Below are 17,641 nucleotides of genomic sequence, written 5' to 3'. Positions count from 1 at the left end.
ACACAAAAAAAAGCAATACTAGTAATACCCCTAAAAAAACGAGTATTAATATTGAATAACCTATGATTGAACCTTCTGGTGAGTGCATATAAAACCGATACTTAAAATGATACTTTTTAAACTTGTAATTGTAATTAATAAACTAAACAAATGATGAAACTGTTTAAAATTTGCAAAATAATTTTGACCTACTTTAAAAGGTATAAAGCCTAAATAGTAGATAAAATGTGCAATAGCTATCCATAGTAATAAATTTGAATATACATTTTCTTGCTTACTAGATGTTAATAACATCATTAAATAATAAGCTACAAAAATTAAAATACTAAATCCACCAATTATGTAAGACTCTAAAAAACTCTGACTAGTGTAATCTATTTGTTTAATCAGTAATTCATACGCAACAACTGTAAAATATAGAACTCCAAAAAATATAATTATTTTCTTAAATATTTTACTATTGAATTTAGAAAAGAATAACCAAAATAGATAACTAAAGTAAATGACATTATATATATTATAAAAAACTGCATTTTTTTGTATTACAATATATCTACCATAGTATAAAGCAAAAATTTCATTAAACACCCCATACCAAAGCAATAGTACAAAATATCGATATTTAACATCTAGTTTCTTAATATAAAATAAACCAATAATTGCAGGAATAATCTGCAAATATAAATGATAGTAAACTACAGAATCATATATTACTTCTAACAAAATTATTTATTTTTTAGTTGCTATTTTATAGAAGTTATTGCCTTGGTGGCATAATATTAAACTCATCTGCATTTAAACTTGAGTTTCTTTCTAAAGATCTTGTAGCACTTTCAGTTTTCTTATTTCTTAGGTAAGGCAATAAATATTTATAAGTTCCTTTATATTTATTATTTTGGTCTGTATATTCAATAAAAAAAGGAATATGTCTTTGAAACTCATTTGTAAATATTGAATCTTTATGGTTTTCTCTAAAGGTTGGAGCTAAAAAAACTGTTTCTCTATGTCTCATGTCTCCAACTAACCTATCATTTTTTTCATTCATCTCTTCAAAACTCTTAATATTATGATTAAATTTAGGCATAGAACTAAGTGTTTTCGTTTTATCATGAGCTCCTAAAAATATTGCAATTCCAGTTACTTTGTTGTTCTCATTACCTTTATTCGTTTTTTCTACTTCCTTTAAAAATCGAATGTAATTTTCTAATTGTTGTATGCTAACCAATACATATTCAGTCCCTTCATATCCTTCTCTTTGCAGAATAGAATTTTGAGTTTTTTCAATAATAGGTTTTAGGTTTTCATTGTAATTTTCATATAAAATGTGGCTTTGTTTCATTGTAATAGCGTGCCCTGATTTTTCATATATTTCAATTGGGCTTGCACAAGAATAAAACATGAAAGCAGTAATAGTTGCGTAAAAAAGGTGTTTGATTTTTAAATTTTTCATATTTTTTTCTTGAAAGTTAATGTTAATTAATGAAATGTTAAAAAAAATGTTTGATATCAAAAAAAATAACCTCTGTATTCGTTTTGAAGATAATGTTTAAAAAAGCAACTTTGATACAATCTCCATTGCCTTTTCATGAATGATTATTAGTAATATTAGTATAATTATTTTTCATTATTAACACAAATATCTTCAATTAGCTTAATAATATCTGTACCTACATTGTTCAAGTTTGCATTCATAAGTTTTAAACCTCCGTTATTGATATCTACTAAACTTATTTCATAATTTGATGTAGCCAATGATGAAACTAAAATGACCTGAATACCATCTAGGTTTGCTTTTGCTGCAAGAGATGCCAAATACGTGTCATCGATTCCATTAGCAATATCATCATCTCCACCTGCAACAGCATCAGTTATAATTATAGCTAGTTTAGTAATATTAGTTGTTCTCCAATTTCCTGCAAAACTATTATTTATCAGTTCATTAAATAATAAGCCTCCAGGTTCTGGTGACCCAACTCCAGAACCTAAACTTAATGCTCCATTTAGTTTTGCTAATTGATTACTAAATGAAGTTTTATTATTTGTTCCAAATTTTTCCATCATAGTTAAATACTGATCCCTTGTTGCAAATGTAGAATTTACTACTTTTTGCCCTGCAGGCAAACTTACATAATCCGTTTGGGCAGCATAAGCTGGTAAATTACCTTCTGGTTGTTCATCAAAAATTGATAAAGAGAGTCTATAATCTCCCCCAGACTCAGTAACGATTGTATTTGCAATTGCAGCAACAGAACTTTTAATACCATCTATTGCTCCTCCCATACTTCCAGTATAATCAATTAAAAAAGCTACATCCATACCTTCACTACACGCAAAAGGAAATCCGTCATCTTCCAAATCATAATCACAACTTTCATCATTACTACAACTCACAAAATTCATCAACACGAACAAGCTAAAGAGTATACTTACATATTTTAAAATTCTTCTATTTTTATATCTCGTTTTCATATTTTCTAGGTTTTTAAATGTAAGTCAAGACAGCATTTTACTGCCTTGACTTGGTTTACTAATTATTAATTAACTCAAACAAATTCTTATTAAAAGCAAACTACTTTAAACTCAGTTCTTCGGTTTATTCTATGTTCGTCATCTGTACATGGTACGTTATTAGCACATTTGGTATTCTTTAATTCACTCTCTCCTGCTCCACGGCCAACTAGCCTACTTCTTGAAATGCCTTTACCAACAATATAATTTACCGTAGCATCTGCTCTTCTTTGAGATAAACTTAGATTATAATCATCACCTCCTTGGCTATCTGTGTGAGAAGACATTTCTACAGTAATACTTGGGTTGTCTTGCATTAACTTCACCACATAATCTAAATCTGGTTTTGCAGCTGGTAAAATAATTGCTTTGTCTAAATCGAAGTTTATATTGTCTAATTTAATGGCAACTCCACATGGATCTATACACATTTCAAAATCAATAAATAAAGTGCTTTCTCTATTGTAAGAATTGGTAACCACTTCTACTTCATTAGAGAAATAACCATCTTTTTTACCATTTAAGCCATACCTTGAAGCTTGTTTTAAATGAAAGATAAAATCTCCTTCTGCATCAGATAGTGTGTTTTTTTGCCCTGCTCTAAGCTTATTTTTTAAGATAATATCTACGCCTTGTATTCCGTTAGGAGAATTACATTCTACCACATTTCCTTTTAAGATGAAATTTTCATCAGCATATACAATCACTTTTTGTATACCTGCACTTTCCTTTTTACAGTTTTTAAAATCTTCTTTTGTAATGCTTCCTTCTTCTAATGTAACATTGTATAGTTTTCCTCTAATTACGTAATTATCTTCTGGCACTTCTGTAAAAACAACAACTCCATAAGAATTTGTAGTAGCAGTTTGTACAATATTACCATTTAGATCAGTTAATACAACATCTGTATTAGGCAACGTTTCTCCTGTAAATTTATCTTTGGCTGTTACCGTTACATTACAACCACAAGTTGCACAACAATAAGGTGTGTGATTTTCACCACAAACTGGACAAGATTTTTCCTTTTTACTGAACTTGAAAGTAACCCCTGCAAATAAACCAACTGATGAAATATCGCAATCGCACGGTTCACTTCTTACCATCGGATTTCCTTGATCAATATAAAATTCTCCAGCATCCTCCGTAAAGGGTTGGTAACTTGCAGAAAGTCCACCTTCATTTAACTCTGTAACACCGAAGTGTCGCATATAATAGGCTCCTGCATTAATTCCAAAATTTTCGGATAAGAAATAAGTAAAACGAACCTGACCTTTAAATGTAAATACACTTGATGCATTATAACCAGCATGAAAATTTAATATGTTTGCTGCTGTTGGACCTGCTAAAAGTGTTCTACCACCTTTTATGGATGCTAATCCAAAACGTGTATTAAATTCAGTTTTAAATTTACCAGAATTACTTCTTATTTGCACATTTGGGCCAATTCCATAAAACATACGTGTAATTTTAGCTTCGGATAAGGTTGTAGGTAAAGTACTTGCAATAATTGGATACGTACTTTCTGGCTTGTTTTTGATGTAATCAAAATCTACACCTAGCCCAAACCATGTCCAGTAATAATCTAAGGAAATTCCTAAATCTAAACCACCTTTATAATCGATATAGGGTGTATTGTTATTATAGGTCGGAAAATCGTATCCAACTCTGGGACTTAATTGTAAATAATTTTTGTCTAGAGACTGTTGTTGCCCCATTGATAAAAATGCATTTGCAAATACAAATAGCATTAATATTACTTTTAATAAATTTTTCATAATAGAGTTTGTTTTACAAAAAAGCATTTCTTCTTTATTGCTTCTTATCTGATTAATACAGAACAAATATTCTATTAAATTTCAATCTTTTATAGAGTGATTATATAAACTGACGTTTTCAATCTATAAATGGTAATGATGAGGTTATATAGAAGGGTATCTGTATATTTTAGAAAGTTAACCCCACAAAAAAACCGATTCATTTCTGAATCGGTTTGTAATATTATAATTGATTGAAGTCTATCCTCCAAAATCATCAAAACGAATATTTTCGTCTGCAAGACCAAAATCTTCACCCATTTTCTGAACTGCATTGTTCATTAATGGAGGTCCACAGAAATACAATTCTAAATCTTCTGGTGAGTCATGTTTAGATAAATAATTATCAATTACACAATTGTGAATAAACCCAACAAAACCATCTCCAGCTTCATCATGAATATCTGTTTTCTTTGTCCAGTTATCTGCCTCAGTTGGGTCAGATAAAGCAATATAGAATTTAAAGTTTGGAAAATCTTTTTCCAATGCTCTAAAGTGTTCGATATAAAATAATTCTGCTTTAGAACGACCTCCATACCAATATGTTACTTTTCTACCCGTTTTTAAGGTTCTGAATAAATGATATAAGTGAGAACGCATTGGTGCCATACCTGCTCCACCACCTACATATAACATTTCTGCTTCAGACTCATTAATAAAGAACTCTCCATAAGGTCCAGAAATAACACATTTATCTCCTTTTTTAAGGTTGAAAATATATGAAGATGCAATACCAGGATTAACATCCATCCAGCCACCTTTTACTCTATCAAAAGGAGGTGTTGCAATACGTACATTTAACATAATTTCTCTTCCCTCTGCTGGGTAAGAAGCCATAGAATATGCTCTTTCTATAGTTTCTGTATTTTTCATTACTAATGGACGTAAGTTAAACTTATCCCACTCACCTTCAAACTTATCTGGTGTATCGTGCTCTTCTGGGTGTGCGGTAATATCCATATCAGAATATTTTACCTCACAAGCTGGAATTTCAATTTGAATATATCCACCTGCTTTATACCCCATATCTTCCGGAATTTCAACAACAAACTCCTTAATAAAAGTCGCTACGTTGTAATTTCTAACAACAACGGCATCAAATTTCTTAATTCCAAAAATTTCTTCTGGAATAGAAATATCCATATCTTGTTTTACTTTTACTTGACAAGCTAAACGAATTCCTTCTTTTAATTCTTTACGAGTAAAGTTAGGTATTTCTGTTGGCAAAGCTTCACCTCCACCAGAATTTACGTGACACTCACATTGAATACAAGTTCCACCACCTCCACATGCAGATGGTAAAAATATCTTTTCGTTTCCTAAAGTTGATAGAAGAGAACTTCCTGAACCAACTTCTATTTTACGCTCACCATTAATAGTAATTGTTACTGGACCAGATGGCGATAGTTTTTGTTTTACAAATAATAATAATGCTACCAATACCAGTGTTAATACTAAAAAAGCTGCTACTGTTGCAATTATGGTTCCTGTTGTACCTGCTGCTAATATCATATCTACTCTTGGTTTGTATTTGTGTTTACAGCTACAATTTCTTTCGTAGCTGTTTTTACTTCTTCTTTCTTAATGCTAGCTTCTGTAGCTGGCTTTTCTTCTTCTTCATCACCACCACCAGTTAACATTCCTCCAAAGCTCATAAATCCAATAGCCATTAATCCTGTAATGATAAACGTAATTCCTAAACCTCTTAAAGCAGGTGGAACGTTAGAGTATCTAATTTTTTCACGAATTGCAGCAATTGCTACAATAGCTAAAAACCATCCAATTCCAGAACCAACTCCGTAAGTTAAAGCTAAACCTAAGGTAGGAATCTCACGAGATTGCATAAATAAACTTCCACCTAAAATAGCACAGTTTACTGCAATTAACGGTAAGAAAATACCTAATGAATTGTATAATGAAGGTGAGAATTTTTCAACAATAATCTCTACCAATTGTACCATGGTTGCAATCGTTGCAATAAACATGATGAATGATAAGAAACTTAAGTCGTATTCTGCATACTCTGCACCCAACCATTTTAATGCGCCTGGTTGCAAGATATATTGATCTAATAACCAGTTTAATGGTACCGTTACTGCTAATACAAAAATTACAGCAGCTCCTAAACCAACGGCAGTAGTTACTTTTTTAGATACGGCAAGGTAAGAACACATTCCTAAGAATACTGAAAATACCATGTTATCTATAAATATCGATTTGAAAAATAATTCTATATGTTCCATATTTTTAGTTTTCAGTTTTTAGTATCAGTATTTAGTGAGCATTTTACTGCAAACTATAACTGCTTACTACAAACTCATTTTAATTTTCTTCTATTAATGATGTATTTTTACTACGCTGTATCCAAATAATAATACCAACTACAATTAATGCCATTGGAGGCATAATCATAAATCCATTATTCTCGTAACCAAATGCATACAAACCTGTTTTAGTAATAGGATCTCCTAAAACTTTAAATCCTAATAAAGTACCAGAACCTAACAATTCTCTAAAGAAACCTACAATAACTAAAATTAAACCATAACCTGCGGCATTACCAATTCCATCTAAGAAAGATTTCCAAGGTCCGTTTGCTAAAGCAAAAGCTTCAAAACGTCCCATAATAATACAGTTTGTAATAATTAACCCAACAAAAACAGAAAGTGTTTTACTCAGTTCGTAAGCAAAAGCTTTTAAAACTAAATCTACCACAATTACTAAAGCAGCAACTACAACTAGTTGTACAATAATTCTAATTTTAGATGGTATAATGTTACGCATTAATGAAATAACCACGTTTCCTACAGCTAATACTGCCATTACTGAAAACGCCATAATAATAGATGCTTTTAATTCTGCTGTAATAGCTAAAGCAGAACAAATACCTAATACTTGTATAGTAATAGGGTTGTCATCTAATAAAGGATCTGTAATTAATGCTGCGTCTTTTTTTGATAAAAGTCCCATAAATTATTTTTTTAAAGTTTTAAAATAAGGAATGTAAAGCTTTAACTCATCTTTAATCATTGCAGACACTCCGTTACCTGTAATTGTTGCTCCAGCGATGGCATCTACCTCATTATCCGTTTTGTCTACGTTCATAGGGTCGTTATTACCTTTTGCTACATCAACTCCTTTAAAGTTTCCATTGCTAGATAATAAGTGTTCTCCAATAAAATCATCCATAAAAAAACGTTGTTTTATGTTTGCACCTAAACCAGCAGTTTCTCCTTTATGATCAAAGTAAGCACCTTGTATAACCATGTCCTTATCTATAGAAATATAAGCCCAAATTGCATCCCAAAGTCCTTTTCCTCTAATTGGTGCAATATAAAAAGTAACACCATCTTTCTCACCTATAAACAAAGGTAAGCGACGTTCGTTTCCTTCTTTTGCGCTTGTTTGTTCTTTTTTAATATCAATTAAAAACGCTTTATCATCCTCAGTAACTTTATCACCTTGAATAACTAATTGTTTTTTAATGTATTTTTTAAATTCCTCTTGAGCAATATCTGTAGAAACAAAGTTTGCACTTGTTTCGTCATTATCATTTACGCCCATAGCGTACAAGATATTTTGCTGTTTTTCTATACGTTGATTAGCTGTTATGGTTGGTCTTAAAGACGAAGCCGTAAAAGCCAACATAGTACCAACAACTAATACCATTGCTACGGCAAAAATCATTGTATATGAATTACTATCTGTTCTCTTACTCATAATTAGGCAGTTTTAACTTTAGTACGTTTTAATCTTTTCTTTACATTTCCTTGTACCACATAATGATCTATTGTTGGAGCAAAAACATTCATTAATAAGATTGCTAAAAATACTCCTTCTGGGTACGCAGGGTTAAATACACGAATCATAATTGACATAAAACCAATTAAGAAACCGTAAATCCATTTCCCTTTATTTGTTTGTGATGCTGTTACAGGATCTGTAGCCATAAAAACAGCTCCAAATGCTAAACCACCAATCATTAAGTGTTCCCACCAAACAGTATTCATTAATCCGTAAAACGAACTAGATTCTGTAATAATATCTGCTGCTACAATTTGATTAAAGATTAATCCCATAACGGCTGCCCCTAAAAATGTAGAAACAATAATTCTCCAACTTCCAATCTTAGTAAAGATTAAGAAAGCAGCTCCTAAAAGGATTAATAATGTAGATGTTTCTCCAACAGAACCAGGAATGAATCCCATGAACTTATCAAAATTAGAATAAATCACCTCACTGTTTTGAGCATAACTACCTAAAATAGTTTCACCAGAAATTGCATCTGCAGTTCCTGCTCTATTTACAGCATCATGTACCCAAACTTTATCTCCAGACATCCATGTTGGATATGCGAAAAATAAGAAAGCTCTAATGGTTAAAGCAGGGTTTAAGATATTCATTCCTGTACCACCAAAAACTTCTTTACCGATTACTACACCAAAAACAACGGCAACAGCCAACATCCATAACGGTGTATCAACTGGTACAATTAATGGCACTAACATACCTGTTACTAAGTATCCTTCTTCTACTTCATGACCTTTAATGATCGCAAAAATAAATTCTACTCCAAGACCAACTCCGTAAGAAACAATTACTAGTGGTAATACTTTTAAGATTCCAATCCAAAGATTATCTAACGTAAAAAAGTTAGCTAATACATCTGCTCTTAAAGAACCATCTATTGCTGCATAGTGTTGATAACCTGCATTAAACATTCCAAAAAGCAAACAAGGAACTAAAGCCATAATTACCGTATTCATGGTACGCTTTAAATCGTCTGCTGCTTTTATATGAGTTCCTCCGTGAGTAACATCATTTGGTAAATATAAAAAGGTATGGATTGCATTAAATGCAGGTGCCATTTTGGTTCCTTTATATTTCTCTTTTAAATTATGTAAATTTTGTTTTAAGCCCATAATCTTATCCTAATTCTTCTCTCATTAAATCTAAACCTTCACGTATTATTTTCTGGTGAGGTTGTTTAGATACACAAATAAATTCTGTTAGTGCAAAATCTTCCGGAGCTACTTCGTAACCTCCTAAAGCTTCCATTTCATCTAAATCTTTATACATACATGCTTTTAACAATTGCATTGGATAAATATCTAAAGGAAAAACATTTTCGTAAGAACCTGTTACAACAAATGCTCTATGCTCTCCGTTTGTGTTTGTATTTAAATCGTATTTTTTCTTTGGCGTTAACCAAGAAAAAGTTAATGCTCTAGATGTAGATACTTTATTAAAAACTGGTTTGTTCCAACCAAATAATTCATAATCATCTCCTTCTGGAATTGCAGTAATCTGATTGTCATAATACCCTAAAGAATCCGCTTCTTTTACTTGCTTTCCAGAAAGTACGTTTCCACTAATGATTCTTGTATTATCATTTACTAAATTTCCAGCAGTAACATCTGCAATAGTTGCTCCTGCAATAGCAGTAACATATTGTGGATTACTAAATTTAGAACCTGTTAAAGCTACTGTTCTAGTTGCATTATACTTACCTGTTAAAAGTAATTCTCCAATAACAATTAAGTCTTGTGGTGTAACTACCCAAACAACTTCTCCTTTGTTAATAGGATCTATATTTGCAATTAAAGTACTCACATTCCCAGAAGGATGCGGACCAGAAACCTTGTGCAATTCTATTCCTTTTATGTTAGCTAAAGGTGAGTTAGAATTGGCTCCTACAGAAACATGCACTTTACCTTCAGTTAGTTTAGAAACTGCTGTAATTGCTGCTTGCAATTCGGCTTCTTTACCTGCTAAAGTAAAATCTAAGTCTGCTGCTAAAGGTGCACTTGCATACCCAGAAACAAAAATAGCTTTAGGTGCTTGGTTTGGATTTGCAACAACATCAAAAGGACGTTGTTTTACAAATGGCCAACAACCAGAAGCAAATAAATGATTCTTAACTTCTTCTGCAGACATTTTAGCTGCATCTTTAGCCCCGAAATCTTTATATTCTTGTGTTGTGTCTGCAGAAATTTTAACTGCTAATACTTTTCTTCTTGCTCCACGTATAACCTCTACTACTTTACCAGAAACAGGACTAGGAAATAAAATGCGTTCGTCACTTTTTGAATAAAAAAGTACTTCTCCTGCTTTTACTTCTGCTCCTTCTTTGGCTACAAGTTTAGGTGTAATTCCGTGAAAGTCTTCTGGCTTAACCGCATAAATACTACTTAAAGAAACCTCTTTAGTCGTTTTTTCTGCAGCGCCAATAAGCTTAATATCTAAGCCTTTTTTAATACGAATGTCTTTTGACATAGTAAATTGGAATTGTTAGTTATCTTAAAAAATCAAGCAAATTTAGGCTTTTTGCTATGTATGAGTGAAACATTTTAACTTTTATCTTAGTTAAATATTCTTATTTATAATTAATCTAAATAATACGAATAAATGAAAACGTTTAAGTTATAAATTTTGGCTTAAATATTGATAATTAAAACAAATGAACACTATTTTTGTAACATGTATAAAAAGCTTCTAATCACTGTTTCAATCCTATTTTGCCTAAACTCTTTTTCGCAAAACATAAAATCTATTCAGTTAAGACCACTGCAAGAAAACAACTTTTCTGCCATTGTTCCTTTAGGCACTGTATTAGAATTATCTTTTGATGATTTAGATGCAGATAGTAAAGATTATCAATACAAAATAGCACACATGACGCATGATTGGGAACCTAGCAGATTGTCATCTAGCCAATACATTAATGGTTTTGATCAAAATACCATTATAGAAGTAACCAATTCTTTTAACACATTACAAAGTTACTCCCATTATTCTGTTCAAATACCGAATGTAAATACCGTAATTACCAAAAGTGGAAACTACCTTTTATCTGTTTTAAATAGTTATGATGAGCTTATGTTTACAAGGCGTTTTGTTTTGTACGAAAATGCGACTACCGTTGGTGTATCCGTAGAAAGAAGTAGAAATACAAAAACATTAAACACACAACAAACGGTTCAGTTTTCTATAACGCATCCAAACATACAGATAAACAACCCTAGTCAAGAAATAAATGTTGTTATCTTAAAAAATAATAATTGGAACGAAAAAATAACAGACCTACAACCTACCTTTTTTAAACCCAATCAATTATTATATACGTACACCAACAAAACTAATTTTTGGGGAGGAAACGAGTACTTGTATTTCGATAATAAGATTATTAGAAATAATAGTTTAAACGTAGTAAAAGTAATTAAGGAAGATGTTTTTCATCATTATTTATATCCTTATACGTTTAATCAATTTAACGAATACAAATACAACCCAGATATTAACGGACAATTTGTGGTTAGAACTATAGAAGCAGATGATTCTAGAACGGAAGCAGATTATGCAATGATGCACTTTTCTGTTTTGGCTGATGAACCTATTACTAATAAAGATCTTTATGTTTACGGTGCTTTTAATGATTTTAAGATTACGGAAGAAAACAGAATGGAGTATAATTCTAAGGAAAAATACTATGCTGCAAATATGCTTTTAAAACAAGGTTTTTATAATTACACTTTTGTTACTTTAGATGCTAATGGAAATGTAAATACAAATGATATACTTGGTACATTTTATGAAACCGAAAACGAATACACTGTAATTGTATATTACAAACCTTTTGGTAGTTTTTATGAACGTGTAATCGGTATTGGAACAGGTTATTTCAATCAGAATAGGTAAACAAAATATTGCTTTTTTATTATAAAATTAGCATGCTTTAAAAAATATTACACACATACTACTTTATGAAATCATTAAAAAAGAATATTACTTTTAAAGTTATAATAGGCTACATCATACTTGGTCTTTTAGCAACTATTGCTGGTTTTTTAGTGCTTTCTGAACTAAAAACATTTACACAATTACAAAAACAAGATATCTCCGATAGAAATGTGATTGTTAGAACCGGAACTTTAATAGCCCACATATACAAAAATGAAAGCATCGCTAGAGCTGCACTACAGTTAAATTCTCCAACAAAATTTAATGAATACCTAGAAGAAAACAAAAAATTAGTATCAAAAATAGACTCACTGAGCCTTATTGTTACTAACAATTCTCAAGAGTTTATTTTAGATAGTATAAAATTAATTATTGATAAAAAACTGAAAAACATTATAGATTTAAAAGATCTAAATACCAATTATGATTCTAACAAGCCTATAACTGAAGCTATAAATAAATTAGGCTCTATAGATTCTTTACTTTTAAAAATTACAATAAATGATTTTATTAAAAATCCTTTATATTTTGATAACGGAACGAGTTCTAAGTTAGAAAATTTTGCACTAGCTCTAAACCAATACGTACCCAAAGATTCTATCAATAATATTGAACAAAAGCAAATAGACTCGTTAGTTTCTATTTCTAGAAAAATGCTAAAAGAGGCTCAAAATAAAAACAACAGCCAGCGCTTTTACCTTAGGAAAAAACAAAATGAACTTATAAATAATGATTTAACCATTTCTAGAAAACTACAAGAATTATTAGAAAATCTTGAAAAAGACATCCTTTTCTACACTAGTAATATGGACAAGCAACGAGAAGCAACATTAAACCAGAGTAGAAAAATTATCTTATTTGCAGCCGGAATTAGTTTTATCATCATTATTATTTTTTCTATAATAATTTTAAGTGATTTCTGGAAAACCCAGCGCTATCGTTTACAATTAGAAAAGGCGAATAGCACAACACAGTCACTTTTAAAAAGTAGGGAACAGTTAATTTCTATGGTAAGCCATGATTTAAGAACTCCGCTAAGTACTATTTCTGGTTTTAGTGAACTACTCCAAAAATCGACAGAAAACACAAAAGACAAAAATTATTTAGACCATATACGAAGCGCATCGACATATATGGGGCAGTTGGTAAATGATCTTTTAGAATTCTCTAAACTAGAAAATGGTCATATTGCTATAGAATCTATTCCTTTTAACCTAGAGAATTATATTAATGAGATTATTCTAAATTCGAAAAATATCATTCAAGACAAACCTGTACGCTTTGTTGTTAAACAGGACGATTCCATTAACAGTCTTATTATTAGTGATCCTTTTCGAATTAAACAGATTCTATATAATTTAATTGTAAATGCGTGTAAATTTACAAACGAGGGCACTATTACTATTCAAAGTTCTATAAAGCAACAAGACCACAAAAGTACCTTAGAAATTTTAATTATAGATACTGGAATCGGGATTAGTAAAGACAAAAAGGCAACTATTTTTAATGCTTTTAATCAAGCAGAAAATGCAAGCGACAACAATTTAAAAGGTTTTGGTTTGGGCTTAACCATCTCTAAAAAATTAGTAGAACTTTTAGGCGGAAAACTAACTCTAGATAGCAAACTAAATGTAGGAAGTACTTTTACCTTAAAAATACCAGTAAAATTATCTGACAAACCAATTATAAAAACTGAAGAAACTAAAAAGACAACTACTGCTTTTAACTTAACCGCTGTTGTTGTAGAAGACGATGCTTCTGTTCGCCTACTTTTAAATGATTTTTTAAAACAATTTAATATTAAAGTATACACATTTGAGAATGCACAAAATGCTATTAATGCTATAGATGAAATTTCATATGATTTTGTAATTACAGATATTCAACTTCCAAAAATGAATGGAATCCATTTTATGGAAATCCTTAAAAATCATAAACTTTATAAAAATCAACCGATTATCGCAATGACCGGACGTGCAAATATTTCTAGAGAAGAGTATTTAAAAATTGGCTTTGCAGAAGTATTGATAAAACCTTTTAACTCTAACCAACTTCAAGATGTTTTACATCGCTTTTTTAAGTCGAGTAGCATACCACTTAAAACCAAAGTAGTAGAAGGTGCTGAAAAAGCAACTGTAGGTTTTAGTATAAAATCTTTACAATCTTTTTTAGGTAATGATATTACTTCCATAAAAAACACCTTACATATTTTTTTAGAAGACACTAAAAAGAATAGCTTAACACTAATAAAAGCCAAAGAAGAAACTGATATTAAGAAGCTAAATGAAATAAGCCACAAGATGCTTAGTATGTTTAAGCAGCTGGAGGTAAAAGCCGTAATTCCTTATTTAGAAGTATTTGAAACTACGACAACTATTAATAAATCCGAATTTATTGATTTTGAGAAACAGTTAAATATTTTTATAACAACTTTAGAAGAGTACCTTAATTAAGGTCATACTCTTTCATTTTATTATAAAGTGTTTTTCTAGTAACATTTAATAATTTTGCTGCTTGAGTCTTATTATTTCCTGCTTCTTCTAGCGCACTAATAATGAGTACTTTTTCGTTTTCTTTTGTAGAAAATTTGTTTGATGAAACAGTGTTTTCTTTTACTTTAGTTAATTCACTTGGTAAAACATCTACGTCAATAACTTCTGTTTTTGTTAACAAAGTAGCTCTTTTAATCACATTAGATAATTCCCTTAAGTTACCAGGCCACTGATAATTCTGAAAAATAGTTAATACTTTTTTAGAAAAACCAATTACAGATTTATTCAACTGTTGGTTTGCCTTGTTTAAAAAGAAATCTGCATATAAGATTAAATCGTCTTTTCTGTCTTTTAAATTAGGGACTTTTATAGAGAATTCATTTAAACGATGGTACAAATCTTCTCTAAAATCACCTTTTTCAACTGCCAAAAGCAAATCTTCATTTGTTGCGGTGATTAAACGAATATCAACATTAATTTCTTTACTACTTCCAACCGGTTTAATTCTTCTTTCTTGCAAAGCACGTAACAGTTGTATTTGATTTTCATAAGACAAATTACCAACTTCATCTAAAAAAAGAGTTCCTCCATTTGCAGACTCAAAATGCCCAATCTTATCCTCATTAGCGCCTGTAAAAGATCCTTTTTTATGTCCAAAAAATTCACTTGAAGCTATTTCTCTAGGTATTGCACCGCAATCTACCGCTATAAATGGTTTGTTATGCCTAGGACTTTGTAAGTGAATTGTTTTTGCAACAACCTCTTTCCCAGTACCACTTTCACCCGTAACCAGCACAGACATATTAATAGGAGCTACAAGAGCAATATATTCATCAAGAACTTTAGAAGAACTGCTAATACCTTTTACAAAACCAGTATCTGCTTTACTTCTTTCTTTTTCTTGCTGTGCCTCTTTTTGTTGTTTTTGTTGATGTTCGGCAACATCATCTGCCTTTTCCTCTAAAGCATTGCTAATAACTTCTAAGACTTCAGTTGGGTTAAAAGGTTTCGAAATATAATCAAAAGCCCCTTGTTTCATTGCTTGTACAGCTGTAGAAACTTCTGCGTAACTAGTCATTAAAACTACTGGAGTAGCCTTTTTACTAAGTTTTATTTGCTTTAACAAGGCAATTCCATCACCATCTGGAAGACGTAAATCTGTAAAAACTAAATCGTAATTCTTCTTTTCTAACTGTTGTAAAGCATTTTTTATATTATAACTCACCTCCACAACATATTTATGTCGTTTAAGAAACTGCTTCAACATTTCTGAAAATGCTACATCATCTTCAACTAATAAAATCTCCTTCATAAAGCTTATACATTTGTTACAAAAATATTAAGATAAATTGATTGTAATCAAAAAAAAGACATTTTAATTAAAAAATGTCTTTCTCTTCTGAAAAATTGAGTTTAAAAAATTTTTTAAACTTTTTACTACTCAGTTTTTTCTTCACTAAAATCCCCTTCTTCTTTTGCTGTTATAATGTCTGTACCTTTTAACCAGTTACCTTCTTTATCTAAATAAACTACACCTTTTGTTCCATCTGCAGTAAGTTCAATCTTGTATTGCTCACTATCATTTAGATATGCTTTAACAACAGTGGCTGTAGAAAAATCTCTTGAAATTGAGGTAGAAACCGCTTCTGGTAATTCCTTTATTTCAATTTCTTTAAAATCGTCATTGGTTGCTACCATCACAATTTCGTCTACATTATTGGTATTAATATCGTTCGCTGCAAATACTGTTGCTCCACTTGTTAAAACTGCTACAGTTAATGTTAAAACTAATTTTCTCATGATTTTATATTTTTGATTATTTTATAATTGAATGTGTGATAATTAAAGATCCCTTAAACCTATAATTGTGTTACTTGTTTTTATGAACCAGACTTTACTCTATTACTACAACATCAGATTCTTCTAACCAATTTCCATCTTTATCAGCGTAAACTACACTTTCAGTTCCATCAGTAGTCAATTCTATTTTATACTGCTCACTGCCATTTACATAAGCTTTTACAACAGTAGCTGTTGGAAAATCTTTTAAAACTGCGTTAGAAACTGCTTCTGGTAATTCTTCTAATGTAATTTCTTTAAAATCGTCATTACTTACTACAACTACAATTTCGTCTACATTGTTCGTATTGATATCGTTTGCTGCAAATACTGTTGCTCCACTTGTTAAGACTGCTACGGTTAATGTTAAAACTAATTTTCTCATGATTTTATATTTTTATATTATTAAATTATTTTATGATTGAATATGTGATAATTAAAGGTTCCTTAGACCTATAATTGTGTTACTTATTTTTTATGAACCGGACTTTACTCTATTACTACAACATCAGATTCTTCTAACCAATTTCCATCTTTATCAGCATAAACCACACTTTCAGTTCCATCAGTAGTCAATTCTATTTTATACTGCTCACTGCCATTTACATAAGCTTTTACAACAGTAGCTGTTGGAAAATCTTTTAAAACTGCGTTAGAAACTGCTTCTGGTAATTCTTCTAATGTGATTTCTTTAAAATCGTCATTACTTACTACAACTACAATTTCATCTACATTATTTGTATTGATATCGTTTGCTGCAAATACTGTTGCTCCACTTGTTAAGACTGCTACGGTTAATGTTAAAACTAATTTTCTCATGATTTTATATTTTTATATTATTTTATGATTGAATACTTTTAAATTAAAGACTTTTAGATCTATAATTACTTTATTTTTCTTGACTGATACATACCTATTATTCAGCTGTTACAACATCGGCTTCTTCTAACCAATTCCCTTCTTTATCTGCATAAACTACCTTTTCTTCTCCATCTAAAGTAAGTTCAAATTTATATTGCTCACTTCCGTTTACATATGCTTTAATAGCTGTTGCTGTTCCAAAATCTTTTACAATTGCACTAGAAACCGCTGCTGGTAATTCTTTTACGCTAATTTCTTTAAAATCGTCATTGGTTACTACAACAACAATTTCATCTGCATTGTTTGTATTGATATTGTTCGCTGCAAATACTGATACTCCACTTGTTAAAAGTGCTACGGTTACTGTTAAAACTAATTTTCTCATGG

At 30.6% G+C, this 17,641-nt stretch carries 17 protein-coding genes; 2 read left to right on the top strand and 15 right to left on the bottom strand.

The features are described 5' to 3' along the window. Positions 1-60 precede the first annotated feature (60 nt). The 10 genes from H0I29_RS09445 to H0I29_RS09400 form a co-directional block, all read right to left on the bottom strand. Positions 61-723: a hypothetical protein gene (locus H0I29_RS09445; protein ID WP_218732529.1), complete on the bottom strand. Its 663-nt coding sequence runs from the start codon at positions 721-723 to the stop codon at positions 61-63. Between the two features lie 34 nt (positions 724-757). Further along, on the bottom strand, positions 758-1,450 hold the full coding sequence (locus H0I29_RS09440; protein ID WP_218752084.1) for a hypothetical protein: 693 nt from the start codon (positions 1,448-1,450) through the stop codon (positions 758-760). A 164-nt stretch (positions 1,451-1,614) separates the two neighbouring features. After that, positions 1,615-2,469 (bottom strand): hypothetical protein, encoded by an 855-nt coding sequence (locus H0I29_RS09435; RefSeq protein WP_218752083.1) that lies wholly within the window; start codon positions 2,467-2,469, stop codon positions 1,615-1,617. 89 nt (positions 2,470-2,558) lie between these two features. Beyond that, positions 2,559-4,283, bottom strand: a complete 1,725-nt coding sequence (locus tag H0I29_RS09430) for an OmpA family protein (protein WP_218752082.1) — start codon at positions 4,281-4,283, stop codon at positions 2,559-2,561. 240 nt (positions 4,284-4,523) lie between these two features. Then, positions 4,524-5,834, bottom strand: a complete 1,311-nt coding sequence (nqrF, locus tag H0I29_RS09425) for an NADH:ubiquinone reductase (Na(+)-transporting) subunit F (RefSeq protein ID WP_218732525.1) — start codon at positions 5,832-5,834, stop codon at positions 4,524-4,526. 2 nt (positions 5,835-5,836) lie between these two features. Then, positions 5,837-6,565 carry an NADH:ubiquinone reductase (Na(+)-transporting) subunit E gene (gene nqrE, locus H0I29_RS09420; protein WP_218752081.1) on the bottom strand — a complete coding sequence of 243 codons (729 nt, stop codon included), beginning with the start codon at positions 6,563-6,565 and terminating at the stop codon, positions 5,837-5,839. Between the two features lie 79 nt (positions 6,566-6,644). After that, the gene (locus H0I29_RS09415; RefSeq protein WP_218732523.1) at positions 6,645-7,292 is read right to left on the bottom strand and encodes an NADH:ubiquinone reductase (Na(+)-transporting) subunit D; all 648 of its coding nucleotides are present in this window, start codon (positions 7,290-7,292) and stop codon (positions 6,645-6,647) included. A 3-nt stretch (positions 7,293-7,295) separates the two neighbouring features. Further along, positions 7,296-8,042, bottom strand: a complete 747-nt coding sequence (locus H0I29_RS09410; protein WP_218732522.1) for a Na(+)-translocating NADH-quinone reductase subunit C — start codon at positions 8,040-8,042, stop codon at positions 7,296-7,298. Positions 8,043-8,044: 2 nt separating this feature from the next. Next, positions 8,045-9,244 carry an NADH:ubiquinone reductase (Na(+)-transporting) subunit B gene (locus H0I29_RS09405; RefSeq protein ID WP_218732521.1) on the bottom strand — a complete coding sequence of 400 codons (1,200 nt, stop codon included), beginning with the start codon at positions 9,242-9,244 and terminating at the stop codon, positions 8,045-8,047. 4 nt (positions 9,245-9,248) lie between these two features. Then, entirely contained in the window at positions 9,249-10,598 is a 1,350-nt protein-coding gene (locus H0I29_RS09400; protein WP_218752080.1) for a Na(+)-translocating NADH-quinone reductase subunit A, read from the bottom strand. 204 nt (positions 10,599-10,802) lie between these two features. Here H0I29_RS09400 and H0I29_RS09395 point away from each other — a divergent pair, with 204 nt between their 5' ends. Further along, on the top strand, positions 10,803-12,020 hold the full coding sequence (locus H0I29_RS09395; protein ID WP_218752079.1) for a DUF5103 domain-containing protein: 1,218 nt from the start codon (positions 10,803-10,805) through the stop codon (positions 12,018-12,020). Positions 12,021-12,085: 65 nt separating this feature from the next. Further along, positions 12,086-14,515: an ATP-binding protein gene (locus H0I29_RS09390; protein WP_218752078.1), complete on the top strand. Its 2,430-nt coding sequence runs from the start codon at positions 12,086-12,088 to the stop codon at positions 14,513-14,515. Here H0I29_RS09390 and H0I29_RS09385 read toward each other — a convergent pair. The 5 genes from H0I29_RS09385 to H0I29_RS09365 form a co-directional block, all read right to left on the bottom strand. Continuing rightward, positions 14,508-15,866, bottom strand: coding sequence for a sigma-54 dependent transcriptional regulator (locus H0I29_RS09385; protein ID WP_218732517.1), 1,359 nt, complete (start codon positions 15,864-15,866; stop codon positions 14,508-14,510). The genes H0I29_RS09390 and H0I29_RS09385 overlap by 8 nt on opposite strands. Before the next feature lie 125 nt (positions 15,867-15,991). Then, complete coding sequence (locus H0I29_RS09380) at positions 15,992-16,354, bottom strand: hypothetical protein (protein ID WP_165731914.1); 363 nt, start codon at positions 16,352-16,354, stop codon at positions 15,992-15,994. Between the two features lie 94 nt (positions 16,355-16,448). Continuing rightward, positions 16,449-16,778, bottom strand: a complete 330-nt coding sequence (locus H0I29_RS09375; RefSeq protein WP_218732516.1) for a hypothetical protein — start codon at positions 16,776-16,778, stop codon at positions 16,449-16,451. 104 nt (positions 16,779-16,882) lie between these two features. After that, the gene (locus H0I29_RS09370) at positions 16,883-17,212 is read right to left on the bottom strand and encodes a hypothetical protein (RefSeq protein WP_218732516.1); all 330 of its coding nucleotides are present in this window, start codon (positions 17,210-17,212) and stop codon (positions 16,883-16,885) included. A gap of 97 nt (positions 17,213-17,309) precedes the next feature. Beyond that, positions 17,310-17,639 (bottom strand): hypothetical protein, encoded by a 330-nt coding sequence (locus H0I29_RS09365; RefSeq protein ID WP_218752077.1) that lies wholly within the window; start codon positions 17,637-17,639, stop codon positions 17,310-17,312. Between the last annotated feature and the right edge of the window lie 2 nt (positions 17,640-17,641).

The sequence above is a fragment of the Polaribacter sp. R2A056_3_33 genome (assembly GCF_019278485.1).
Taxonomy (GTDB): domain Bacteria; phylum Bacteroidota; class Bacteroidia; order Flavobacteriales; family Flavobacteriaceae; genus Polaribacter.
The sequence above is the reverse complement of the archived record's forward strand: the minus strand, read 5'-3'. Positions and strand labels throughout refer to the sequence as shown.